General features: G+C 70.5%; 15 protein-coding genes. 5 read left to right on the top strand and 10 right to left on the bottom strand.

What is annotated here, in order from left to right:
* Positions 1–113: 113 nt before the first annotated feature.
* Together Q4V64_RS24980 and Q4V64_RS24985 are read right to left on the bottom strand one after the other, a co-directional pair.
* Positions 114–527, bottom strand: a complete 414-nt coding sequence (locus Q4V64_RS24980) for a DNA-binding protein (RefSeq protein ID WP_124440881.1) — start codon at positions 525–527, stop codon at positions 114–116.
* Entirely contained in the window at positions 509–793 is a 285-nt protein-coding gene (locus Q4V64_RS24985; RefSeq protein WP_030973973.1) for a hypothetical protein, read from the bottom strand. Before Q4V64_RS24985 ends, Q4V64_RS24980 begins: the two co-directional genes overlap by 19 nt.
* A 500-nt stretch (positions 794–1,293) precedes the next feature.
* Here Q4V64_RS24985 and Q4V64_RS24990 point away from each other — a divergent pair, with 500 nt between their 5' ends.
* The 4 genes from Q4V64_RS24990 to Q4V64_RS25005 all read left to right on the top strand — a co-directional run bounded on the left by Q4V64_RS24990 (position 1,294) and on the right by Q4V64_RS25005 (position 9,696).
* On the top strand, positions 1,294–2,766 hold the full coding sequence (locus Q4V64_RS24990) for an ATP-binding protein (RefSeq protein ID WP_124440880.1): 1,473 nt from the start codon (positions 1,294–1,296) through the stop codon (positions 2,764–2,766).
* Between the two features lie 925 nt (positions 2,767–3,691).
* On the top strand, positions 3,692–6,622 hold the full coding sequence (locus Q4V64_RS24995) for a DEAD/DEAH box helicase (protein ID WP_253267027.1): 2,931 nt from the start codon (positions 3,692–3,694) through the stop codon (positions 6,620–6,622).
* Positions 6,619–7,854, top strand: a complete 1,236-nt coding sequence (locus Q4V64_RS25000) for an SWIM zinc finger family protein (RefSeq protein WP_253267026.1) — start codon at positions 6,619–6,621, stop codon at positions 7,852–7,854. The genes Q4V64_RS24995 and Q4V64_RS25000 overlap by 4 nt, the downstream gene beginning before the upstream one ends.
* Before the next feature lie 420 nt (positions 7,855–8,274).
* Entirely contained in the window at positions 8,275–9,696 is a 1,422-nt protein-coding gene (locus Q4V64_RS25005) for an ATP-binding protein (RefSeq protein ID WP_124440879.1), read from the top strand.
* A gap of 64 nt (positions 9,697–9,760) precedes the next feature.
* Here the strand turns inward: Q4V64_RS25005 and Q4V64_RS25010 are convergent, their stop codons facing one another.
* The 4 genes from Q4V64_RS25010 to Q4V64_RS25025 all read right to left on the bottom strand — a co-directional run bounded on the left by Q4V64_RS25010 (position 9,761) and on the right by Q4V64_RS25025 (position 15,136).
* Positions 9,761–10,501 (bottom strand): ferritin-like domain-containing protein, encoded by a 741-nt coding sequence (locus Q4V64_RS25010; protein ID WP_124440878.1) that lies wholly within the window; start codon positions 10,499–10,501, stop codon positions 9,761–9,763.
* Positions 10,502–10,637: 136 nt separating this feature from the next.
* Positions 10,638–12,461: a stealth family protein gene (locus Q4V64_RS25015; protein ID WP_124440877.1), complete on the bottom strand. Its 1,824-nt coding sequence runs from the start codon at positions 12,459–12,461 to the stop codon at positions 10,638–10,640.
* Positions 12,462–12,489: 28 nt separating this feature from the next.
* Positions 12,490–14,187 (bottom strand): stealth family protein, encoded by a 1,698-nt coding sequence (locus Q4V64_RS25020; protein WP_124440876.1) that lies wholly within the window; start codon positions 14,185–14,187, stop codon positions 12,490–12,492.
* A 163-nt stretch (positions 14,188–14,350) separates the two neighbouring features.
* On the bottom strand, positions 14,351–15,136 hold the full coding sequence (locus Q4V64_RS25025; protein WP_124440875.1) for a calcium-binding protein: 786 nt from the start codon (positions 15,134–15,136) through the stop codon (positions 14,351–14,353).
* 297 nt (positions 15,137–15,433) lie between these two features.
* Between Q4V64_RS25025 and Q4V64_RS25030 the strand changes: the two genes are divergently transcribed.
* Complete coding sequence (locus tag Q4V64_RS25030; protein WP_303711621.1) at positions 15,434–17,785, top strand: helicase-associated domain-containing protein; 2,352 nt, start codon at positions 15,434–15,436, stop codon at positions 17,783–17,785.
* Between the two features lie 19 nt (positions 17,786–17,804).
* On the opposite strand, the gene Q4V64_RS25035 is transcribed toward Q4V64_RS25030, so the two are convergent.
* From Q4V64_RS25035 to Q4V64_RS25050, 4 genes are all read right to left on the bottom strand, one after another.
* Positions 17,805–19,424 carry an ABC transporter substrate-binding protein gene (locus Q4V64_RS25035; RefSeq protein ID WP_172629250.1) on the bottom strand — a complete coding sequence of 540 codons (1,620 nt, stop codon included), beginning with the start codon at positions 19,422–19,424 and terminating at the stop codon, positions 17,805–17,807.
* 5 nt (positions 19,425–19,429) lie between these two features.
* The gene (locus Q4V64_RS25040) at positions 19,430–21,598 is read right to left on the bottom strand and encodes a hypothetical protein (protein ID WP_124440873.1); all 2,169 of its coding nucleotides are present in this window, start codon (positions 21,596–21,598) and stop codon (positions 19,430–19,432) included.
* A 217-nt stretch (positions 21,599–21,815) separates the two neighbouring features.
* Entirely contained in the window at positions 21,816–23,561 is a 1,746-nt protein-coding gene (locus tag Q4V64_RS25045; protein ID WP_303711622.1) for a S8 family serine peptidase, read from the bottom strand.
* A 141-nt stretch (positions 23,562–23,702) separates the two neighbouring features.
* Positions 23,703–24,233: a hypothetical protein gene (locus Q4V64_RS25050; RefSeq protein ID WP_124440872.1), complete on the bottom strand. Its 531-nt coding sequence runs from the start codon at positions 24,231–24,233 to the stop codon at positions 23,703–23,705.
* Positions 24,234–24,286: the final 53 nt, after the last annotated feature.

Below are 24,286 nucleotides of genomic sequence, written 5' to 3' on the forward strand. Positions count from 1 at the left end.
TCCGGCCACGCCACCGTTCCCGGCCCGACTGGTCCACCGACCCCGCTACGCCGCGCTCAGCCAAGGCGTACGGGCCGACCTCACACCCCCGGCGTTCGGGTCTTGGGCGTCGGCTACACGGCGACGAGGCGCACTCTGTCGCCGCAGAGCTTGGTCATGTCATCGATGTCCGAGGTCAGCACGACCACCGGGCGGCGCTGCCGCAACGCCATTTCGGCCACGGCGGCATCGATCGCGTATTTGTGACCATGCAGCCCAGCGTTGATCAGCATGGCTGAGGCGGCCTTGGCCTCCTCGTCGCCGATGTGCACGATCCGCACGCCGGACAGGATCCAGGCGAGCCGCGCCTTGTCGGTCCGGCGATGCACCGCTTCGATGATGGTGAGTGCGCTGATGACCACCTCCATGCCCCGCTTGCGGGCTTCGGCGATGAGGGCGACGACGGGCTCGTGATCACTGACGAACTTCGACAGGCCCTCACAGTCGAGAACAAGGGTGCCTTCGTGGCTCAGCTTGCGGCGGGCCACTGCCCCTCCTCGGCGAACACCTCGTCGAAGACCCGGCGTGCCCGCTCCTGCTCGTGCTCGGAGATCGGTCCCTGGCGGCGTTCGTAGTCGGCCAGGTACTCATCCAGGATCTGACCGCGCAGCTCGCGCTCCACCGCTTCGGTGATGAACGCGGAGAACTCTCGCTTGCCGACCCGTCGGCGGATCGCCTCCGCCGTCCCCTCGGGGAGGGAGAGGCTGACCCTGGTGGCTGGCCCTTCGCCGACACTGTAAGGAATCTCGCTCATGGGCCGACATTATCAAACAAGTAGGAATTCGGCCTGGGTACAGTACCCCGAACGGCGCGGGCCGCCCACCCGTCACCTCGTGGTCTCAGTTCTGGTCTCATTCTCCGACGTTCAGTCGTGTCCGGACGCCGCTGAACAGTCCGCTCCACAGCTGGTCAGGACACTCACGACCGCCTCCGGACCCCCAGACGAACATTTGGAAAGCGTGTTGGGGGCAACCCCTCACGAGTTCGAATCTCGTATCCTCCGCCAGTGCCTCACCGGGCACGATGTCGAAGGGCCCCACCGTTCGCGGTGGGGCCCTTCGACGTTGTCCGTCAGGGCTTCTTCTCACACGGCTCAGCGCGCCGCTTCAGTGAGCCTTGACCTCGACGCCGCTCCAGGGGCACCCGTCGTTGCGATGCGGCGATCACCGAGCGCCATCTGTACGTGTGCGCTGCCGGTGCTCAGATATAGGAGTACGTTTTATAGAGACGTACCTCTATATCCTAGGATGAGACGTGGACAAGCCTGCCGAGATGTTCGACCGGGACTACGAGTGGTCGGCCCTGGGGCGATTCATCACCGATCCGCAGCCGGGCGCGACTCTCGGTGTGGTCTCCGGACGCCGCCGCCAGGGCAAGACGTTCCTGCTGGACGCCGCGTGCCGCGCCGCCGGAGGGTTCTATTTCGGTGCGACCGAAGCTACGGACGCCGAGTCGCTGCGGAGGATCAGCACCGCGCTGACCGATCACGTCCGACCCGCCAGCCCGTTCCACTTCGCCAACTGGTCAGAGGCTGTCGACGCGCTTCTCGCCCTCGGCTCCGAACGTCCCGTCCCGGTGGTGATCGACGAGTTTCCGTACCTCGCCAAGGCCAACCCGGAGCTGCCCTCGATCATCCAGGAGGCACTGCGTCCCCTGCGCGACCAACGCACCGACTCGCGCACTCGGCTGCTGCTGTGCGGCTCGGCGCTGTCCTTCATGGGCCGACTGCTGTCGGGCAACGCCCCCCTGCGTGGACGGGCGGGTCTGGAACTGGTCGTCCGCCCCCTCGACCACCGCCTCGCCGCGAATTTCTGGGGCATCACCGATCCCCACCTGGCCATGAGGGTCAACGCGATCGTCGGTGGCACTCCCGCTTACCGGCGCGAGTTCGCCCGCGGCGACACTCCCAAGGGGCCGGACGACTTCGACGACTGGGTTGTCCGCACCGTCCTCAATCCCGAGACCCCCCTCTTCCGCGAGGCCCGATACCTACTCGCCGAAGAACCCGACCTTCGCGACACCGCCCTGTACCTGTCCGTCCTGGCCGCCGTCGCCGACGGCAACGCCACACGCGGTGGCATGGCCGGCTATCTGGAACGCAAGGCCACGGACATCGCGCACCCCATCAACGTCCTCGAAGACGCAGGACTGCTACACCGCGACGCGGACGCCTTCCGCGACAACCGGCCCACGTATCGCATCGCCGAGCCGCTGATCGGCTTCTACCACGCCATCATGCGGCCGGTCTGGGACCAGCTCGAGCGCCCCGGCAGCGCGACACGGGTCTGGCAGGCCAGCCGCCGGCGCTTTGTGAGCAATGTTCTGGGACCCCATTTCGAACAGGTCTGCCGCGACTGGGCCCTCCATCACGCCGACCCCGAACTTCTGGGCGGTCTGCCTGCCCGCGTTGGCCATGGCGTGGTCCACGACTCCAAGGCCCGTATCGGCCATGAGATCGACGTGGCGGCCATCGGCATTGCCGACGGCGTCAAACCACCACTCCTGGCCATCGGGGAGGCCAAGTGGAACGACACCATGGGCATGGCCCACATCGACCGCCTCCGGCATATCCGCGACCTCGTCGCGCAGGCCGCACGCTACGACACGAGCGGCACCCGGCTCCTCTGCTTCAGCGGAGCCGGCTTCAACGACAAGGCACGAGCCGTTGCCGAGGCCGACCCCGACGTCCAGCTGATCGACCTGGCAACCCTCTACGGTCAGATCTGACGGGCCCGGACCTCTCCAAACGCCCCTTCGGAAACGCGGCGACGATGCGGGGCCAGTCAAGGGAGTTGGGAATGCACAGCAGAATCATGCCGGTCAGGAAACCGAGCAGGCCGACACGGTACATAAGGCGGGCCCGATAGAAATAGCGCTGTCGGAGCCGGGCATCCATGCGATGAACACGCTCTACGCGGGCCAGAGTCGACGGGTCAGTGCGTGCCCGGGGATGCCACATCAGGCGTTCCTCCGGGGTGGCCGCGTACCCCAGACCAGAGCTGGTGAACTGCACGGAGAAAACGAACGCCGCCGCCGAGACGACGAAGGAGACCAACGCCCAGCCGCCGAGAGGCGGTTGCCGTTCGGCAGTAACCAGCACTGCTGCCGCGGCGAGGGAGAAGCCACCCAACAGCGTGGCGCCGGTCGTCCCCATCGCCTTGACAGCTTCCGTCTCGCCATACGGAAGCGGCACCTGCCAGCCCTGCGTGGGCTCGGGCACGGCGGGCGCCGGCGCGGGCGCCCGGCGTTGCCCCGACTCGGGCGTCATGTCCGTGGCTCGTTCCAGGAAGGGCGCACGCGTGAGCCACGCCAGGGCGAACCTGCCCCGACTGATCCACTGCCGGCCCTCGGGGGCGGGTTCCGGCAGCGGCAGGTCCGGAAGCCGGTGAGCTGGGCTCATCCTCGCCGTAGGCGTCGACGGTGGCCTCTTCGATCAACACCTCCAGCGCGGCTGGGGCCCAGGTGCTCATGGCCTCACCGTCGCGCTGCACCGTACGGTTGAGGACCGGTGTGTTCAGCAGCGGCATATCCGTCGTGCGCCGTCGCCAGCAGTCAAGCCAAGGCTCGCGGTTGCCGGCGTGTGACGTTGCCTGGTGGGGTTCGGTAGTGAGCGGCCCAGGGGAGGGTCCGGCAAGCGACAGGGCGGAAGAGAGTGGCACGAGTCGTCGTCGTACGAGAGCCGAGTACGGGCGCGAGGAGCGCACCGCCGCTGGCCCGGCAGGAAACATCCGCCTTCGCGAGGGAACTGCTCGGCGCCGGCTGGGCGGCGGTGTTCCTGCCCGGTGAGCCCGCCCGCCTCGGGCGGCTGCTGCTGTGGAAGCCGACCGGGGCAGCAGCCGGAGACAGTATGGCGCCCACCGGCCTTGAGACCGAGGCGGTGGAGCTGGTCCTGCCGCACGGCCGCTCGGTCAGGCGGCGCAGGATCGAGGGTTACGCGCTGCCGGTCGCCGTCGCTGTCTCCGCCCTGGCCGATGCGGAGCCGACGCATCCCTCCGGCGCCGCCTGGCAGGCCGCCACTCGCTTCGCGCTGCGGCTGCTCGCCGACGGCCGCCTCCACCCGGCCCTCACCCCCGCCGGTCACGACACCTGGCAGGTGGGTCCTTGCACCGCCGCCCAGCGCCGGACGCTGGACTCCCTGGCCGCCGCCTTCCCGCCACACGCCCACTGCCTGCCCGAGCCCGGCCCTGCTCCGGTACGGATCGCCGAACCGGCTGCGCTGGTACGCCAGTTCTGCGACGCGGTCGCCGATGATCTGGTCCGTACGCCGGCCGCGCCGCTCGCCATGGGAGCGCTGCCGTACGCCTGGCGCGAGGCCCGCGCCGTGCCCACCTTGCGTGAATGGGCCGAGGAGACCCAGGCGGCGCTCACCGCCGAGGTCAGTGTCTCCCTGCGCGTCGACGCACCCGAAGGACGCCGACAGCAGTTCCGGGCCGTCCTGCAACTGCACACCGCGGCGGACCCGGCGCTCGTCATCGAGGCCGCACGACTCTGGAGCGAGCCGACCGAAGTGGAGCGGCTGCTCGGCCCACGCGCCGAGACCGAGACCCTTCTCGCCCTGCGCCGCGGCGCCCGCGCCTGGCCCCCGCTGCGGAGGATGCTCAACGATGCCGCTCCCGATCAGCTCCGGTTGACCGACGACGAAGCCTTCGATCTCCTTGGGGACGCCACGGACGCGCTGCGCACGGCCGGTGTCGACGTGCACTGGCCGCGCGACCTGGTCAAGGCGCTCACCGCGACCGCGGAGATCGGGCAACGCACCGCCCCCGGTTCCACCACGGGCGGCCTGCTGGACACCGAGGCCCTCCTCGACTTCCGCTGGCAGGTCTCCCTTGGTGGCGAGCCGCTCACCGAGGCCGAGATGGACGCTCTCGCAGAGTCACGCCGTCCCCTCGTCCGGCTTCGCGACCAGTGGGTGGTCGCCGACCCGAAGCTGGTGGCCCGCGCCAAGCGCCGCCGGATGGAACCGCTCACCCCCATGGAGGCGTTGAGCGCCGCGCTGACCGGCGAGGCCGAGCGAAGCGAGATGGGGGTCCCCCCGGCCGGAGGCTGGGGGAGGGACGGTGACCGGGTCCCCTGTGCGGCGGTCGGTGCGCTCGGCGACTTGGTCGCTCGTATCCGCGACCCCGAGTCCCGCACCCCCGTGCCCCAGCCCGCCGCCCTCAAGGCCACGTTGCGCGAGTACCAGAAGCGGGGCCTGGCCTGGCTGGCCGAGATGTGCGCACTCGGCCTCGGCGGCTGTCTCGCCGACGACATGGGCCTGGGCAAGACCATCACCTTGCTCGCTCTGCACCTGCACCGACAGAGCGACCCCACCACCGCGGGCCCCACCCTTGTCGTCTGCCCGGCCTCCCTGCTCGGCAACTGGCAGCGCGAGGCCGCCAGATTCGCACCGCTCACCCCCGTACGCCGGTACCACGGCGGCGACCGCCACCTCAAGGACCTGGCCGGCGACGAGATCGTCCTGGTCACCTACGGGGTGCTGCGCCGCGACCGCGAAGTGCTTGCCGAGACAGCCTGGTCGCTGGTGGCCGCCGACGAGGCCCAGCACGTCAAGAACCCCTACGCCGTCACCGCCCGCGAACTGCGTGCCCTGCCCGCCCGCGCCCGCGTCGCTCTCACCGGCACCCCCGTGGAGAACAACCTCTCCGAGCTGTGGGCACTGCTCGACTGGACCACCCCCGGGCTCCTCGGCTCACTCACCGCCTTCCGTGACCGGCATGCCCGCGCCATCGAGGCGGGCGAGGATCCCGAAGCAGCCGAGCGCCTGTCCCGTCTCGTACGTCCCTTCCTGTTGCGCCGCAAGAAGTCCGACCCCGGCATCGCGCCCGAACTGCCGCCCAAGACCGAGACCGACCACGTCGTCCCGCTGACGGCCGAGCAGACCAGTCTGTACGAGGCACAGGTCCGCGAGACCATGGCGAAGATCGCGGAGTCGGAGGGCATCGCCCGACGCGGTCTGGTACTCAAGCTGCTCACCGCGCTGAAGCAGATCTGCAACCACCCCGCCCAGTATTTGAAAGAGCACAGCCTGCGCCAGTCCACTCCCCTGCGGGGCCGCTCCGGCAAGCTCGACCTGCTCGACGAACTCCTCGACACCATCACCGCCGAAGGCGAATCCGTGCTGGTCTTCACGCAGTACAAGCAGATGGCGGCTCTGCTGGAGAAGCATCTCGTCGAGCGCGGCGTCCCCGCTCTCTTCCTGCACGGCGGCACCCCCGTCGCGCGGCGCGAGGAGATGGTGGACCGCTTCGAGCGCGGTGAAGTGCCGGTGTTCCTGCTGTCGTTGAAGGCGGCGGGCACCGGACTCAATCTGACCCGCGCCACTCACGTCGTGCACTACGACCGCTGGTGGAACCCCGCCGTCGAGGACCAGGCCACCGACCGCGCCTACCGCATCGGCCAGGACAAACCCGTCCAGGTACACAAGCTCCTCGCGGAGGGAACCGTGGAGGACAAGGTAGCGAAGCTGCTCGAAGCCAAGCGCGCCCTCGCCGACGCCGTCGTCGGCTCCGGCGAGGCAGCCCTGACCGAACTGTCCGACGCCGACCTCGCCGAACTCGTCGCCCTGGGAAGGCAGTCATGAACCCCGCTGTCCCCGGCCCGCGCCGTGCGCCCGCCCGCGGCAAGCGAGCCTTCGCCGCGACGTGGTGGGGCCAGGCATGGGTGGCCGCCCTGGAGGACTCCACCCTGGACGCCGGACGGCTCTCGCGCGGACGCACCTACGCCCGCAAAGGCATGGTCGGCCCGGTCACCGTCGCTCCGGGCAAGGTCAATGCCGCTGTCCAGGGCAGCCGCCCGCGCCCGTACCGCTCATCGGTCCACCTGCCCGTCCTCACCGACCCTCAGTGGGACATCCTGCTCGACACGATCGCGGCCCGCGCCGGACATCTCGCAGCACTTCTCGACGACGAGATGCCCGCCGAACTCGTAGACGACGCCCGGCACGCAGGCGTCCCACTGCTCCCGCTGCCCACCGAGCTCGATCCGGAGTGCTCCTGCCCCGACTGGGGATACCCCTGCAAGCACGCCGCCGCGCTCTGCTACGCCGTCGCCGCCACCATCGACACCGACCCGTTCGTGCTCTTCGCGCTGCGCGGCCGCGGTCGCGAGGAGGTCTTCGCCCATCTGCGCGCACTCCGTACGGCAGCACAGGACACCGCCGCCCCACCGGCACCGGCCGGCATCCCGGCCGCCGCCGCGTACGCCCACTGGGCCGAAGAGCCCCCCGAACTGCCCGAACTCCCGGAACCCGCCGCCCACACCACAGCGCTGCCCGTCCCCCCGCCACCCGCCACCGGCCTGGCCGCCGCGGACCTGGAACGCCTCATGGCCGACGCCACCGCGCGCGCCGCCCGGCTCCTCGCGGGCGACACCACCGACCTGCACCTGACCCAGCACCAGGACGCCGTCCGCATCGCCGCGAGCAACCCCGGACCCGAGTGGTTCCACCACCTGATCCAGAACACCGGCACCAAACCCACTGCCTTCGCACGCCTCACCCGCGCCTGGCGCCACGGCGGCCCCGCGGGCATCACCGTCGCCGAACAGCCCTACGCCCCCGACCCGACGGTGATGAAGGCCGCCCGCACCGCCCTGGACGCGGCCCTCGCCGAGATGACCGACTCCCCCACACACCTCAGAACCTGGCGCAACCGCCTCACCCTCACCCACCACGGCATCCAGCTGCGTCTGGGTCCCGACGCCCGCTGGTACCCCTACCTCCAGGACGACGACGGCGAATGGTGGCCCGCGGCACCAGCCGACAGTGACCCGGTCACCGCGCTCACCGCGGCCTGGTCGCAGAACGGGGAGTAAGGAGGCGATTCCCCGCTGACCAGGAACCACGAGCAGAAGCTGGACATACTCACGCTGCCCTACTTCCGTGGTTGCAGTTCTGGTTGCATTCACCGGCGTACAGCACCGTTCAGAACCCCCGCCCGGGCCAGCTGCACCGCAGGTCAGGACTCCTCCAGTACCTTCAAAACCTCGGCGGGTGGGCCGGCGTGCCGTTCGCGACAGATAACGAGGAGATCGTCGCCGGATACGCGAAGCATGTGTCGTACAGAGACGTTCACCAGGTCGCCCACGCCATCGACACCGGTGCGGCCATCACGGTCGAGTGCATCACCATCTCGGGCAGCCCAACCGTACGAACCCTCAGCCACCTAACCCGAGAAAGATGGTAGCGACAGCGATAGTATCCTCGTCGATACTATCTTCTGCGGGAGAATTCTCATGCGTCGTTTCATCGGGCGGGACCGGGAGCTGGGCGTACTTCGAAACGCCTTCCAAGCGGTTCAGGATGCCGTCGGATCACCGAGACCAGGTCAGTGCATCCTCATGCGCGGAAGGCGACGGGTCGGCAAGTCCAGTCTCGTCGAGGAGTTCCTCCGGCGCACCGAGGCCCCGAACCTCTTCTTCACCGCGGCGGGCGGCACTGCGGAGGACGAACTGACGGAACTGCTCGACGCCGTCGTCAGATCCACCCTGCCGGAGCGGGAACTGTTCTCGGAGGAGAGTCCGGAGCAGTGGAATGCGGCGTTCAGGCTGCTTGCCGAGGTCCTGCCCGACGACCGCCCGAGCGTGGTCGTCATTGATGAGGTTCCGTATCTCATGGACCGCATCGACGCCTTCGAGGGCATGCTCCAGCGGGCGTGGGATCGCCTGCTCGGCCGTAAACCCGTACTGCTCCTCCTGGTCGGATCCGACCTGTCGATGATGGAGACGCTGAACAGCTACGACCGCCCCTTCCATCAGCGGGGCCGGGAAATGGTCGTGGGGCCGCTGAGCCCTGCCGACATCGGCGAGATGCTCGGGCTTGAGCCGGCAGCCGCCTTCGACGCCGCCCTGGTCACCGGCGGTCTCCCGCTGATCTGTGCGGAGTGGCGGCCCGGAGCGGATGTCTGGGAGTTTCTCCGTGACTCGCTGGACAACCCGATCTCGGCGCTTCTGGTCTCCGCCGAGCGGTCACTGGCCGCGGAGTTTCCGCCCCAGGCGATGAGCAGGGAGGTCCTGCGTGCCATCGGATCCGGGGAGCGAACCTTCACCAACATCGCGCGCGCGACCGGCGGCATCGCCCACACCACTCTCACCCGAGCCACGGATGTCCTGACCGAGAAACGGGTGGTGGCCGCCGAGCTACCCCTCTCACTGCGACCGTCGAAGGAACGCCGCTACCGAGTGGCCGACCCTTACCTGCGCTTCTGGCTCGCGTTTCTGGATCCGCACATGGCGGAGATCGAGCGGATGCGGGGAGATCTCACACTGAGCCGGATCAAGGAGCGGTGGACAAGCTGGCGGGGGCGTGCGATCGAACCCCTCGTCCGGGAATCCCTCGCCCGCCTCCTGCCGGACGCGCTCCTGCCCGCCGCCCCGGCGATCGGCGCGTACTGGACTCGCAGCAACGACGTCGAAATCGACGTGGTGGGTGCCGACCGGCAGCCGGTGGCCAAGCAGTTGCTCTTCCTCGGCTCGGTCAAGTGGCTTGAGAACTCCGCGTTCGACAGCCACGACCTGGCCGCGCTGCAGAAGCACCGGGCGGCGATCACCGACGAGCCCGTGCCGCTCGTGGCGGTCTCCCGCAACGGAGTCAGCTGTTCAGGGCTCCGGGCGGCGTACGGCCCCGAGGAACTGCTCAGCGCCTGGCGCAGAGCGTAAGCAGTGGCTGGGCTCCTGTGGTTGCAGTTCTGGTTGCGTGGATTCTCTTTCGGTGCGGCCGAGGCTACGGACACCGAGTCGCTGCGGGGATCGAAGCCGCAGGTGGCGCCAGCACCGCGGAGACCACCGTGTGGGACGAGGTCATGACATCGGCCACGAATCGCAAGCGCCCGGTGTCGAGTCGGCGCAGTGCCGGACCGTGGTCGGCGGCGACGACGAGAGAGACCGCGAGCAGAAGAAGTCGCCACAGGGTCATCACCGGGCGGCGCATTGCGCGGGGCAGCTCCGCCAGGGAGGCGTGGAGTCGCTCGCAGTGGAACGGGACGTGGCGCTGCTCGTCGGACAGGATCCGCCCCGCCACGTCCGCGGTGAGCGAGTCGTCGGTGCCATCGCACAGGGCCCGGTAATAACGCAGCGCCACCACTTCCGCGATCATCAGCACCAGCAGTTCCATGCGCAGGCCCATGAGACGCCGCAGCCGTACGAAGACCGCGTCGCTCCAGTGCCCGGTCAACGTCGGTATGCCCCCCGCCGCCAGCAGCCGGGCAAGTAGACGGGCGTGGTTCTGTTCCTCGGCGACGAAGAGCCGGACCGCCTGCCCGTAGTCGGCGTCGCCGGCCTGGTCCGCCTTGCCGACGAGGTTGGCGCCGTCACCGTCCTCGCCGACCTGGAAGCGCTGGATGCTGGCCCACACCGCCGGATGCAGGGTCGCCCTTTTCCCCCAGTCCGGATCACCCTGGGCGCGCCTGCGCTCGCGCTCGTCCTCGAACCGCCTTGTCCACTTGGCGAAGCCGCCCGTATGCACCCGGTCTCCCCTTTCCGGGTCACAGCCACCGTGCCCCGGAGAGGGACGACGCAGGCGGACGCCGAACCGTTCCACTGTGAGACCTGCCGGTCTCGTCGTAGACAGCCACTTCCCCATGGCCCCGATGCGCGCACCCTCAATCCCGAACCCGCGCCCCCTCCCGCATCGGCTGCGGCGGAACACGCGCCGTAAGCGGTGGCAGGACCGGGCGCGAGGTCGCCCGGGCCGCTCCTTCGAAGCGGCTCGGGAAGGGGTACTTCCGGTCCAGGAAGGTGTGGATGGCGGCCTGGGCCGCCGACCTGGCCGCCGGGGCGGTGTCCACGTCGTTGAGGCAGAAGAAGTCCACGTCCTCGCCGGCCGCGAGGCGGGCCAGGCGGCGGCGCATGTCCGGTGTGCCCAGTTGGACGTAGCGGAAGCGGTAGTCGGCGGGGACGGCCCGGCCGGTCGCGATCGCCCAGTGGTGGTGGAGCGTGGACGCCGGAGCCACGTCGGAGGTGGAGCGGAAGCGGGAGTAGGAGGTCCGCTCCAGTTCCTCGATGCCGAGGCTCTCCATCTCCCGCATGACGGACAGCAGTTGGGGGTGCGGGGTGTGCAGCGACTTGTTGGTGATGTGTCTGCCGTGGAAGCGCCTGATCACCTCGCGGGCGTTCTTGCCGGCGGAGTTCGGGGCCGGTTCGAGGGGGTGCGGGGCGCCGACTCCGAGTTTCAGGGGGGAGAACGGGATGCGGGCTATGCCGTTGCCGTGGAAGAAGTGCTCGGCGCGTACCGGGCGGTTGATGAAGACGTCGTCGTTGAAGTAGAGGTAGTGCTCCGACAGGCCGGGGATGTGGTGCAGTCGGCTCTCTATCGCGTGCGAGTTGAAGACGGGGAGCGCGTCGGCCGGGAGGATGTCCCGGTGGTCGATCACGGTCAGGCCCTCCGCGTCCGGGTCCAGCCAGGCGGGGATTTGGGAGTCGGTCACGAGGTAGACGTGCCGGACGAACCCGGCGTACATCTCCAGCGAGCGCAGTGCGTACTTCAGTTCGTCATGGCTGGTGTAGCGGGAGGCGCCGGTCTCGCGCGCAGCGATGGTGTTGTCGGAGAGGGCCTGGTGGGCGCGGCGCTTCGCGGCCATCGTCGGGTCGTCCCCGTCGACCCAGGTGTACACGGCGTCTACGGGGAAGCGCACCTCGTCGATGCCCGGCCCGGCGAACGGGGCGAACGTCGGCACGCTGCGGCGGCGGCACGCCACCGCGGCCGGCCGCTGCGCCGCCATCGGGAGCACCTCCGACACGGGGTTGCGGCGCGGCGCCACGAGCGCCGGGCCGAAGACGTCCGGCAAGCGGGTGCCGGGCACGGTGAGCCAGGAAGGGTCCGTGGCCGGGGCAGTGGTGGCGAGGTCCCGGCCGTGGCGCCAGAACTCGATGTCGCAGCCTGTTTCGAGGCCCGTGAGGACCTGCCCTTTCGGGCCGAGACGCACCACGCCGGTGCGGAGCACCGCGGCCCGCCGCAGCGCCCGCGGCAGCTTGCCGTCGGCCCACAGTGCCGCGTTCGTCACGGTGCCGTCCGGTCCGACGGCGCCGACATACCCGACGGTGCCGGCTAAACGCGGCGCGCCCTCGGAGAGGACCGCGCCGCGGTACGTCTCCTCGACGCCGATGATCTGCCGCGGCGCACCGTACCCGTGGTCGGCGGGGACCAGGAAGTACGGGACGCCGAGCCCCTCCAGCAGGGTGCACACCCGCTCCAGATCGGCTTCGGCGGCGTCCGCGGCGGTGTAGCCGGCGACTGTACGGCCGTACAGCCGCGTCGGTCCGAAGGTGACCCCGCGCAGTCCGGGGACGGCGGCCCGCAGGCGCCGTCGGGATCGGGCCGCACGCAGCGCCCAGAGCCGGGCCGACAGCCACAGGCTCAGGCGCGTCAGAAAGTCCCGGACCGCCCGGATGCCCCGCGGCGTTCCAAAGCGGTGACGGATGTCCATGCCCCCCATGTCCATGCCCCCGGACCCGTTACTTCTGCTTCTCGAAGGGGCCGGCGAAGGGGAAGTACTCCTCCAGGAACTCGCTCATCCGGACGCCGACCTGCTCCCGCTCCTCGGGCGGCACATCGACGTCGTTGAGGCAGAAGAAGTCGAAGCGGCGGTTGCGGCGCAGATCGGACAGGCGGCTTTCGGCGTCCGGGCGGCTGATGTTCACGTACCGGAAGCTGTACTTCCCGGGCACGCCGCGGCCGGTCATCAGCGCGTACTGGTAGAGCAGCGGGGCCGTCATGGCGATGTCCTGCGGGGAGCGGAAGCGGGACGCCGTGGTGCGGCGGACGTCCTCCGCGAAGAGCTCCTCGAGCGCCCGCAGTGTCTCGCGCTGTTGCGGCAGCGGGGTGTGCATGAAGTTGTTCGTCGTCATCCGCCCGAACTTCTCCAGCAGCAGCCGGCGCACGTTCTTGCCGGCGGAGTTGGTGGCCGTCTCCTCGGCGTGCGGCTTGCCGACGCCTATCTTGAGCGGGGACACCGGGATCCTCATCAGGCCACTGCCGTGGAAGAAGTGCTCCGCGGTGACCCGGCGACCGACGAACACGTCGTCGTTGAAGTAGAGATAGTGGTCGGAGAGGCCCGGGATGTGGTGCAGGCGGGTCTCGATCGCGTGGGAGTTGAACACCGGCAGGACACCGTCCGGGAAGATGTCGCGGTGGTCGACGACCGTGATCCCCGGGGCCCGGTCGTCGAGCCAGTGCGGCTTCTGGCCGTCGGTCACGATGTAGATGTGCCGGACGAAGTCGGCGTACATCGCGAGCGAGCGCAGCGAGTACTTCAGCTCGTCATGGCTGGTGTAGCGGGAGGCGTTGATCTCCTTGTCCAGGATCTCGGCGGTGCCGCGCTCCTGATACCGGGCCCGCTTGGCGCGCATCTCCGGTTCCTCGCCGTCCACCCAGGTGTAGACGACGTCGACGGGGAAGGTCACGTCGTTCACGGTCGGCAGGGTGAGCGGGACGAAGCTCGGCAGCTCCCGGTCGCCGACCCGCACCGCGGCCGGCGTCTGCTCGGAGGCCGGCAGTACGTCCGTGATGCCGTTGTTCCGCGGCGCGACGAGGGACTCGGCGAAGATGTCCTCGGACGCCTGCGGCTGCACCTTGGCCAGTCGGCGAGGTCCGGCGTCGGAGGCGAGGATCTGTGCCCCGTCTTCCCAGAACTCGACGTCGCAGGCGAGCTCCGGCCCGGCGAGCAGCTGGCCCGAGGGGCCGAGGTGGTTCTCCCCGATCCGCAGGATGGGCGCCGTACGCAGCGGGGTCGGCAGCACACCGTCCATGAACAGCGCGGGATTCTTGAGCTTTCCGCCCGTCACCGGCCTGCCGATGAACACCGCCTTGCCCGCGTTCCGCGCCTCGAGGGTGGTGAGGAAGCGCTCGCGGTCGACGGCGTTCACGCCGACCGTGTGGCGCGTACGCGAGGTCGGTACCAGGAAGTACGGGATACCTTCCTGCTCCAGCGCGGCGACGACCAGGCCGAGGTTGGCGGCGGCGGCCTCGGCAGCGCTGAACCGGGTCACGACCCGTCCGTAGAGCTGCTGGCCGCGCACCGCCACCGGGCGGAGCACCGGGTCCGTGACCGCTGCCCTGCGGCGGCGCCGCATGGTGCGCAGCTGCCACACCCTTTCGGCGGCCTTCCGCTCGACTCGCGGTCGCATCCGCCGGGCAAAGGAACGCACGGTCACGTTCTGAGCTCCTCTTCATCAACCCCTGAACATCCCTGCGTTAACCAGACAGACACATGCGATGAAAGGTTGTAGAAGAGTTCGCCGAGAATTTACGAACGCAGAGGCATCCGCACAACTGGTCCTCAGGTCGGCATGGTAGAGAGCTGCCGCCGGGATCTGGCTATCGGACGTCCACGAAGTCGCCGGTCGCGTTGACCGCCGGAGTCGTCGACGTGCCCGCGAAGCTGTAGCGGAAGTAGCCGTCGGTGGAGGCGGTGACGGTCGTCTTGAGGTTGCCCGTCGAGTTGGACTTGATCGTCTTCACCGTGGTGTAGGTGTTGCTGCCCTTCTTGCGGAACTGCAGCTTCACCGGCTGGTTCGTGTAGCCGTGGTACTTGTTGTCCTCCCAGTTGGCCCGGGAGAGCTTGCCGGTGACCGTGATGGCCTTGCCCTTCTTCACCGGCTCCGGCGAGGCGTTGACCGTCAGCGTCGAGTGGCGCTGCACCTTGAAGGTGGTCGCCGCGTCCCGGTGGATGTAGTCGTAGTCATGGGCGGAGACCAGCGTGCTGAGCCGCCACGTGCCCGCCGCGCTGTTGCCGTTGATGGCGGAGCCCCCCTGCGGGTCGAACGTCAGCGTGCCCGTGCAGGTCGAGGTGGTGTCGCTCACCTTGACGCAGGTGATCTCGCCGTCGTCGTACCAGATCTGGTCGTAGTTCGGCGTCGGACCGAAGGCGCTGATGTACGTGTTCTCCTTGATGCCCGAATCGTCCGACGCGGTCACGGAGACCTTGGCGGACACCACCTTGGTGGTGCCCACCACGACCGGCTTGCCGCCGTTGACGACGACCTTGTCGATCGTGATGTTGCCCTCGCCGCCATCCTCTGCCTGGGCGGCGGTGGCACTTAATGCGGTGGCGACCAGCGCGATGCCGGTGCCGAGCAGAGTGAGGCGCGTGGTTGCGCGCATGGATGTCCCCCCACGGAGTCATTGATTGATCAGAGGGAGGGTACGGCGTTGGCCAACGGTTCACCACGGTGTTGTTTCGACGCCCCACGCGGGTTTCTGTTGCTCCAGGCGCGGGCGTCCCCCGGTATGCGCCATCCTGGTGTCAGCGCAGGACACCACTTCCTGTCCGGAAACCAACGGTGCTCGTTCTCGTGAGGTGTTCCCATCAGTAAGCCCAGCGGATCAAGCCTGGCCGCGTGGCTGAGCGGTCTCGAAAGCCCCCGGCTCGAGCGCGTCCTCGCTGTTCGCGCGGACGCCGTGTCGCCGCCGGAGCCGCGGTCGTTCGGTGAACTGGCGGACCGTCTGCAGCGCCCGGGCTCGGTGGCGCTGGTGCTGTCCGGGCTCGCGCTGCCTCAACTGCAGGTGGCCGAGGCGCTGGCGGTGCTGGGACCGGCGCCGCGGGCTGCCCTGGCCGATCTGCTGGACGCGGGCGGGGCGGAGAGCGCTCGCGGACTGGACGCGGCCCTCGACGCCCTGGCCGATCACGCGCTGGTCTGGCCGGACGGCGAAGGGCTGCTGCACATGGCGGCGCCGTTGCGGCAGGCGTGGGACTCGCCGCTGGGGCTGGACGCGCCGCTCGCCCGGCTGCTGGCGGACACGACCTCGGAGGAACTGCGCCGCATGCTGGTGGCGTTGGGTGTCCAGTCGCCCGGTAATGCCAAACGGCAGCGGCTGGCAGCCCTGGTGGATCACCACAGCGATCCGGAGCGGGTCGCCGCGGTGGTGGCGGGGGCGCCCGCGGCCACCCGGAAACTGCTGGAACGGCGAGCGAGTCACCCGGCCGGACAACCTGCCGAGTCCGAGGCGGAGTTCATCATTCTCGGGGTCCCGCGGGCCGACTCCGAGCCGGGTGCGCACTGGGCGCTGGAGAGGGGACTGCTGGTACAGGACCGTCACCGGTACGGACCGGCCCGTATGCCGGCCGAGGTGGCGCTCGCGCTGCGTGGAGCCGACTGGCGCGCCCCGTTCGAGCCCGTCCCGCCCGACGCGCGTACGACGCCCGTCACCTCGGCGGACGTGGACCGGGAGGCGGCGGCAGCGGCCACGGCGTTCGCCGCCCATGCCGCATCGGTGCTGGCGACGTGCTCCGCCTCTCCGCCGAGCCTGCTGAAGTCCGGCGGGGTCGGGGCACGTGAGCTGTCCCGGATCGGCAAGGCGGCGCAGTGCGACGGCATCGTCGTACGCCTCGCTCTGGAGACGGCGTCCGCCGCCGGGCTGCTCGCCCGGGACGGCAGCCAGGTCGCGGCGACGGAAGGCTACGACGCCTGGGCGGAACGCGAACCGGCGGAGCGGCTGACCGTGCTTCTGCGGGCGTGGTGGACACTGCCGCTCACCCCGACCCAGTCCCGCGACGAAGACGGCAAGGCGCTCTCCGCACTCGCCGGAACACCGCCCTGCGGCGGCTGTGCGCAAGCCCGGCAGGGGCTCCTCACCGCCGCGGCGCGTCTCCCGGCGGACCGGGGGGTGAAGGACCCCGCGGAACTGGGGCCGCTGGTCGCCTGGTTCCGTCCGCTCGTCCATCAGCTCCCCCAGGACACCACACCCTTCGCCACCGTCGTCCGCGAAGCGGAACTGCTCGGTGTCATCGCCCGCGGCGCCCTGTCCCGGATCGGTGCCGCGCTGCGGACCGACGACGCGGAAGCACTTCCCGCGGCCTGTCAGCAGCTGCTGCCGACGGCCACCAGGGCGGCCCGCTTCGGCGCCGACCTCACCGCCGTCGTCACCGGTACGCCCTCGGCCCACCTCGCCGCGCTCCTGGACACCGTCGCGGACCGGGAGGTCGGCGGCACGGCATCGGTATGGCGGTTCAGCCCGGGCACCGTCCGCCGCGCCCTGGACACCGGCCGTACGCCCGACGCCGTCGTGGCCGATCTGGCCGCTGTGGCCGTCGGCGCCCTCCCGCAGCCGCTGTCGTACCTGATCCACGACACCGCGCGCCGCCACGGCCGTGTCCGCGTCGCCCCCGCGGCCTGCGTGGTCCACGGCGAGGACCCCGCCCTGCTCGCCGAACTCGCCGCCCACCGGAAGCTCGCCGGCCTCGGCCTACGTCAGCTGGCACCGACGGTACTGGTCAGCCGGACTCCGCTCGACAAGACCCTCGCCGCACTCCGGGACGCGGGCTATGCCCCCGTCGCCGAGGCCGCGGACGGGACCGTACGCGTCGAAAAGACCCGGCGTCACCGCGCTGCCGCCCCGGTCCCGCCCCCGCGTCCGCCCGGCGGCACCCCGGGCGGACGGAACCCGAGCGCCCGCCGGGCGCAGGCGTCCGCGACCGTCGACCTGAGCGGCCTGGCCACCAGGCTGCGGGCCGCACCGGCGATCACACCGGAACCCGATCCGGCGGGCGGGGTCCCCTTCGGCACCGACACCGAGGAGATCGTCGCCGGGTACGCGCGTCTGCTCTCCCTCGCCGATGTCCGTCAGCTGGCCCATGCCATCGACGAAGGCCGGCCGGTCACCATCGAATACGTCGCCGCCTCGGGCAACCGCACCGTACGCACCCTCAGCGAGCTCGATCTCGACCCGCCCCACCTGTATGCCTGGTGCCACCTGCGCGACGACGAACGCGTCTTCACCCTCTCCCGCATTCAGGGCGTCATGCCCGGGTAGCCCCAGCCCGGCGCCCGAGTCAGGAAGTGCCACTGGGAATCACGCAGTTCCTCGGCTGCTCCCGCCCCGTAGGCCACCCCAGCCCAACGAACTTCAGCTTCCCGTCGCCCTCCCGCCCCGGATCCAGCTCGACGACCGAGACCGGCTTGTCGTACGCGTTCCCGCCGCTGGTCAGGCATATCAGGCCGCTCGTGCCCCGCACCCGGTGGCGGGACTGGAGCAGTGACCACTGCCTGCCGACGTCCTCGCGGGTGGGTACCGCCTCGGCGCCGCCGCTCTGCGTCTGGTGCAGTGCCTTGCTGATGGTGACGAGGCCGTCGTACACGAGCATCGTGCGGGAGTCCTCCAGGTTCGGGGTGGAGCCGAGTGGTACGCCCTCGCCGCGCGTGGTCTCGATCCGCTTCGTCAGGGTGTCCAGGGCCGTCTTGGGCTCGGTGAGGTACTGGGGGAGCTCCGCGTTCGTGGGCTTGCGGTCGTGGGCCGCGGACCAGTTCCTGTTCCAGCGGGCCAGCTCCGCCGTCCAGGCGTCCGGGTGGGCGGGGGCGGCGTACTGCACCGTCACCTTCGGCCTGCCGTCCTCGCCGCGCAGCTGGGCCCAGTCCTTCTGAGACATGTCCTGCCGCAGCGAGGCGGCGTCGGAGCCGCTGACGATGGTGTAGTGCCGGTCCTCGCAGCCCACTTGGGCGAGTTTGAGTGCGAAGATCCGCAGGTGCAGGGTGCGGCCCGCGAAGTAGACGGTGTCGGCCTCGGAGTCGCAGATGTTGTTGGCCGTCTGGGTGAACTGGTTGCCGGTCGAGCCCGGCTCGTCGATCGACGGGGACTCGAAGGACATCGCGGCGGGGCCTGCCGGGCCCTTCTCCTTGATCCCGCTGAACGCCTTCGCCAGCGACTCGTTGTAGCTGTCGGGGCGCTTGTCGTAGACCAGCACCGTCCTGAGGTTCTCCCGGCCCCGTTCGCCGTTGAAGTTGGCCAGCGCCTGGGCCGCGTCGTGGTTGGTCGGGATGATGCGGGCCAGGCCGGGGAACCGCAGCCGCGCCATGCCGTCCGCCGCGTCCTTGTTCGCGATACGGTCCCCGCTGATCCGGGAGGCGAGCACCGGGATCTTGTGTTCCGTCAGGCGTTTGACGGCCGCCTCCGTCGCGTCGAGGCTGAGGTTGAAGCCCGTGACGGCACGCAGGCGGTCCTTGGGCGAGTCGGCCATCTCGAGAAGGGTGTCCACGACCTTCTCCTGTTGCCCGTAGTTCCGACCGGGGTTGGCCAGCACCAGCCGGATCCTCGGCGGTTCACCCTCGCCCTCGTTGGCCTGCCGCTGCCCCAGATACGCGCCCTGGAGGTCGCTGCGCATCTGCCGGCGCAGCGCCGGCTTGTCCGACTGGAGGGGCAGCATCATCGCCACCGTGGCGTACGGCTGGCCTTCGATCCGCTCGTTCTCGCGTGCGATGGCCCGGGCCACGTCGCGGATCTCCGGTGTGCCGAAGTCGTAGCCCGCGCCGTCGACGCCGACGCACTCGCCGTCGATCTTCTCGATCCCGTCGCTGCAGGTGTCCGGTTTCTGGAGTACGGAGCTTGCGTACAAGCCGCCCGCCACGGCCATCGCCACGGCCAGCAGCGCGTAGAGGATCTTCTTCCATCTGGGCATCCCCGTTACCTCCTTCGCCCGAGCTGTTCGGTGCAGGTGCAGCGCAGCAACGGCCGCTCGTTCTCCGCCAGGCCGCTCCACTCCGTGGCCGTCCTGCCGAGCTGTCCCGCGCCGGCGAACTCCATGATCGACAGGCGGCCCAGCAGCGTTGCCAGGGTGTCGGCCATCTCCTTTCCGGTCGGCCTGGTCCGCTCCTCGCACAGCCACACCGCGTGCAGCAGCTGGTCGACGGTGCGGCGCAGCGCCGGTCCGTCCGCGGCCACCAGGCCCTGGGCGCGCTCCCGCCGGGCGTCCGCTCCGCCCGGATACGGCGCCTGGGCGATCTCCAGCAGCTCCGCGCACCACTCCCGGGGGCGGCCGGGCAGCGTGGCGGCCAGATGGCCGACGACGTCGTCCGCACCGCCGGACACCAGGTGGTGGTTCATCCGGTGCGCCGTGAGCGAGCGGAACGCCCCGCCGCCCGGCACGTCCTCGTCGGCCTGAGCGCGTTCCGCGTAGTGGTCCCGCAGCAGGTGGTGGTCGGCGTACCAGGCGGCGCCGCCGGGGCGCAGCCCGTACAGCCGGTGCACCAGCAGCTGGCGCAGCCCGAAGTCCCCTATGAAGTGCCGTTCACAGCTGGGCCACCCGGTGTCGATGAGCAGCTGTGACACGTGATGTGCCGTCAAGTGGTGGACACGGCCCGCCTGATGATGGCGGAGCAGGACGTCCGCGCACTCCTCGTCGTGTGCCACCGACAGGTGGGTGAGCAGGTCGAGCCACTGGTCGCGGTGCACGTCCGGCAGCCGTACCGGCAGCTGGTCCAGGACCAGTTCCCGCAGCAGCACCTCTGCCACCGGCCGCTCGGGGGCGCCGTCGCCGGGGAGTCGCAGCGGGGCGTCCAGGATGTCCCGGTCATTGGCGTCGGCCGGCATGCGGAAGGCGGCGGCAGCGGCGGCCAGCCGGATCACGGTGTGCGGTCGTCCGCCGCTGAGCCGGGCCACGGCGGAGTCGATACGGCGGCGGTTCGTGCCGCCCTCCGGCTCGGCGCGCCGCTGCCTGCGCTCGGTCTCCCGGCGGAGCTGGTCGCCGGTGAGCAGCGGCATACGCAGCAGGAGCACCCCGTCGGCCGGCGGTGCCTGGTCCGCTCCCGATCCCGTGCGCCGGGACCACGCGGGAGGGCCGCCGTCGGCGGGCCGGAACTCCGCCACGGGCACCTCCCGCGGCGGCAGGCCGCCGTACAGGAAGGCGCCGCCGTCCGCCCGGCGGGCCGTGCCCACGACCACCACTCGGTCGCGCTGCCCGCCCCGGCGGTCGGTGAGTACGGCGCGCAGCAGCCGCTCCCCCAGGGGCGACTCGGCGTGGTCCAGCAGCAGCCCGGGGCGGCCGACCCGGCGCAGCCAGCCGGACGCCGACGCGTACGCCGCCTCCAGGTCCTCGCGCAGCGCCCGGAAGAGGAAGCTTTCCGCCAGCTCCCTGGCCTCGCCGCCGGCCTGGAAGTCGGCGGCGAGATTGCGCAGTCCGTGCTGGGGCTGACCGGCCGCGCCGGGATAGGCGCCGTAGATCCGCTCCAGTTCCGCCCTGCCCCGGGGGGCCAAGCTCTCGAAGAGGCCGTCCAGCAGCGCGTTGCTCACCGCCGCCGGGTAGGGGCCGAGCACTTGCCCGGACAGGGTCGTCAGCAGGTTCCGGATGGTTCCGCGGAGCACGCCCCGCCAGAAGCCGCCTGCCCCGAGGCCGGGCAGGCGCTGCCGCTGGGGCAGTTCCTCGTACCGTTCGACCTCCGCCGCGACCGCCGCGGGGGTGCCCGCCGTGACGCCGGTGGCGATCATCGCGAGGCCCGTGAACAGACGCGGGAAGGCGAACGAGCCGCCCGTCCCCTGCCAGGTGCACAGCCGCCGGGCGACCTCGACCAGGACCTCGGTCGCGTCCGAGCGGGCGTCCGGCTCCGGGGCCGCCCGGCCCGCGTACACCGGCGAGCCGCAGTCCAGATGGATCACCGGCACCTTGGTGGCGAAACGGTCCCGCACCGCGCGCAGCAGCCGCCCCTTGCCCATGCCCGGGCCGCCGGTGAGCAACACGACGGGAAGGTCGGGGCCGTACAGCGGATCCCGGCCGGCGCCCGACGGTGACCGCGCGAACAGGCGCGCGAAGAAGCCCTCTTCGCTGAGGAGTTTCTCGAACCCCAGGTCTTCACACACGGACCCCCCATGGAGAGCTCTCCCGCCCCGGAGCGGGTGACCGGACGACCGGTGACCGATGTGCCAGAAAAGAATCAGTGGAACACGAAACCTTCTGTTCGGACAACGATGCCTACACGGAAGAGAGTTGATCGGTGGGATCACCGGGCACCCACGACGTCGAAGGGCCCCACCGCGAACGGTGGGGCCCTTCGATGTCGTCCGTCAGAACGCGCGCCTAACCGGCCAGGGACGGAGAGTGGGGGGACAAGGCCGGAGCGAGCTGCACTCCGGGGGCCAGGCCCAGGGCGACGAGCGCGTCGGGCAGGCCGCGCCCGACCCGTGCCGCCTCCAGGGTGCCCGGGGCGGCCAGCGGGCGGCAGCTGGCGGCGATGATGTTGAACAGCCGCTCCACCCGGCCCTGGCCACGAGGCAACAACTGGCCGTGGAAGTCCTCGTGGTGGGCGAGAACGAGGGCGGCGAGACCGGCGACATGGGCCGAGGCCGTGCCGGTTCCGTCGAGGGCCGTGTATCCGCCCCGCGGGGCGCACGACAGCACCGCCACACCGGGAGCGGCCGCGTCCACCCCGGAGCCGTAGCAGCTGAACGGCGCGGCGAAGAGCCCTTCCGGCGTCAGCTGCATGCCCAAGTGGGTGGCCTGGGACGTGTCCGGCGGGTAGGAGCCGAGGACGCCCAGCGCGCCCACGGTGAACACGGTGGGCAGCGAGCCGGGGAAGGCGACCGGGCCGCTCGTGTCGCCCGCGGGGGCGAAGCAGGCGATACCCGCCGCGTGGGCGTCGGCCAGCTTGCGGGAGACCAGGGCCGACGAGTACGGGGCCGCCACGGCGATATGGGCGACGTCGACATCGTGCTCGATGCAGTGGTCCAAGGCGGCGATCAGGTCGCTGAAGCAGCCGTTGGGCAGCACCTGACAGACCTCGATCTCGGCGTCGACCGCGATGCCGATGAGCCCCGTGCCGGTGTCCGCGCCGGCGATGATGCCCGCCGCGTGGGTACCGGTGCCCACCTTGTCGCGGTCCCAGCCGAGTTCCGCGCCGCGGTCGATGCTCATCCCGGCACGCACCCGTTCCTTCAGATCGGGGTGCTCGGAGGCGACGCCCGAACCGATGAGCGCGACCTTGACCCCGAAGGCACGGAACGTGGGGGGCAGCCGGTCGAGGCGCATGGCCTGCTGCCCCCACCCGTACTGCTGCCTCTCGTCGAGTCCGGGGGACACCTTGCCCAGCGGCGTGAGCGTGACCTGGTTCTCCCGGGTCACCGACAGGTCCGGGCGGGGGATCCAGCAGTCCAGGTAACCGCCCTCGGGCCGGACGTACAGGGACTGAACGGACTCGGCGGTCTCCGTGGCCAGGGCGACGGTGACCCTCCCGTCGTCCCCGGTGATGCCCTGGCCCGGCCATGACGACCCGATCAGGAAAACTCCCGCGCCGGCCAGCGGTTCGCCCTCCGGGCCGCACACCCGCAGCGAGATCTCGACCGGTTCGTCCAGCGGCACGACCAGACCCGGATCGCGCAGCGGCAGGATCCCCGCGGTGACCGTGGCGTTGGGAGCGATGGGTCCGGTTCCGGACAGCGGCAGGTCCGGCTCGATGTGTACGTGCAGCGATCGCATCGCCGGTACCTGCGACTCGGCTGCTTCGACGACCGCGATCTCCGGGCAGGAGGGGTGCAGCCCGGACGACGGGAGCTTCTCCGACGGCTGGAGCCTGCGGGTCACCTTGACCTCGGGCATCCGGTCCAGCCGGTCACACACCGCGTCCATGCTGAGTGCGGGCACTCCCGGGGGGAGCAGATGCTGTGGGAGCGGTGTCACCATGTACCGCTCGCGGCGCCGTTGCACCGGGTGCGCCGGCCGCGCGCCCTTCTCACGCGGCTCCGCTTTCCTGCCCTCGGGTTCCGGCCCGCCCGCGCCGCCGCCCTCGGACCCGCTCGCGCGGTTGTTTCCGGGCCTTTCCTTGACCATCACGTCCACCTTCACCACGCCTACGTCGAATGTGTGCGTACTTGTTGCTTCTGATCCGGCGACGGGGCGGCTCACGCCTGCACGGTGATGCGGTGTGCCCGGGAACCGCTCCGGGCACACCGCATCACGCCGCCCTACAGGTCAGCCGATACCGAACGGCTGGCCCATCTGGCCGAAGCCGAAGCCGGGCTGCTGGTACTGCTGGCCGAACGGCTGCTGGCCGCCGTACGACTGCTGACCCATCTGGCCGAACCCGCCGCCCCACGGCTGCTGACCCTGCTGGCCGCCGTACGACTGCTGACCCTGCTGGCCGCCGTACGACTGCTGACCCTGCTGCTGACCCTGCTGGCTCTGCTGGAGCAGCGACACGATGGCCGTCGGCAGCGCCTGCTGCACGGACTGCTCCACCGCGTGGCGGACAGCCCCGGCCAGCGCGCGGTGCAGCGTGATGGCCAGGTACGGGTGGGCCTGCTGGGCCAGCTCCGGCCGCTGCTGGAGCTGCTGCTGGATCTGCTGGATCTGCTGGAACGTCTGCTGCACCTGCTGGGCGACCTGCTGGGCCGTCTGCTGGCACGCCTGCTGGATGGTCTGCTGAACCAGCTGGGCGATCTGCTGCGGGCCGGCCTGCTGGCCGACCTGCTGCAGGGGTTGGGTACCGGTCATCACCGACATGAATGCTCCATTTCACTGCCACCAAAGGGAAGACCGACATGAGAGTAATGTCG

Origin of the sequence: Streptomyces sp. NL15-2K (assembly GCF_030551255.1) — a bacterium.
Lineage (GTDB): Bacteria > Actinomycetota > Actinomycetes > Streptomycetales > Streptomycetaceae > Streptomyces.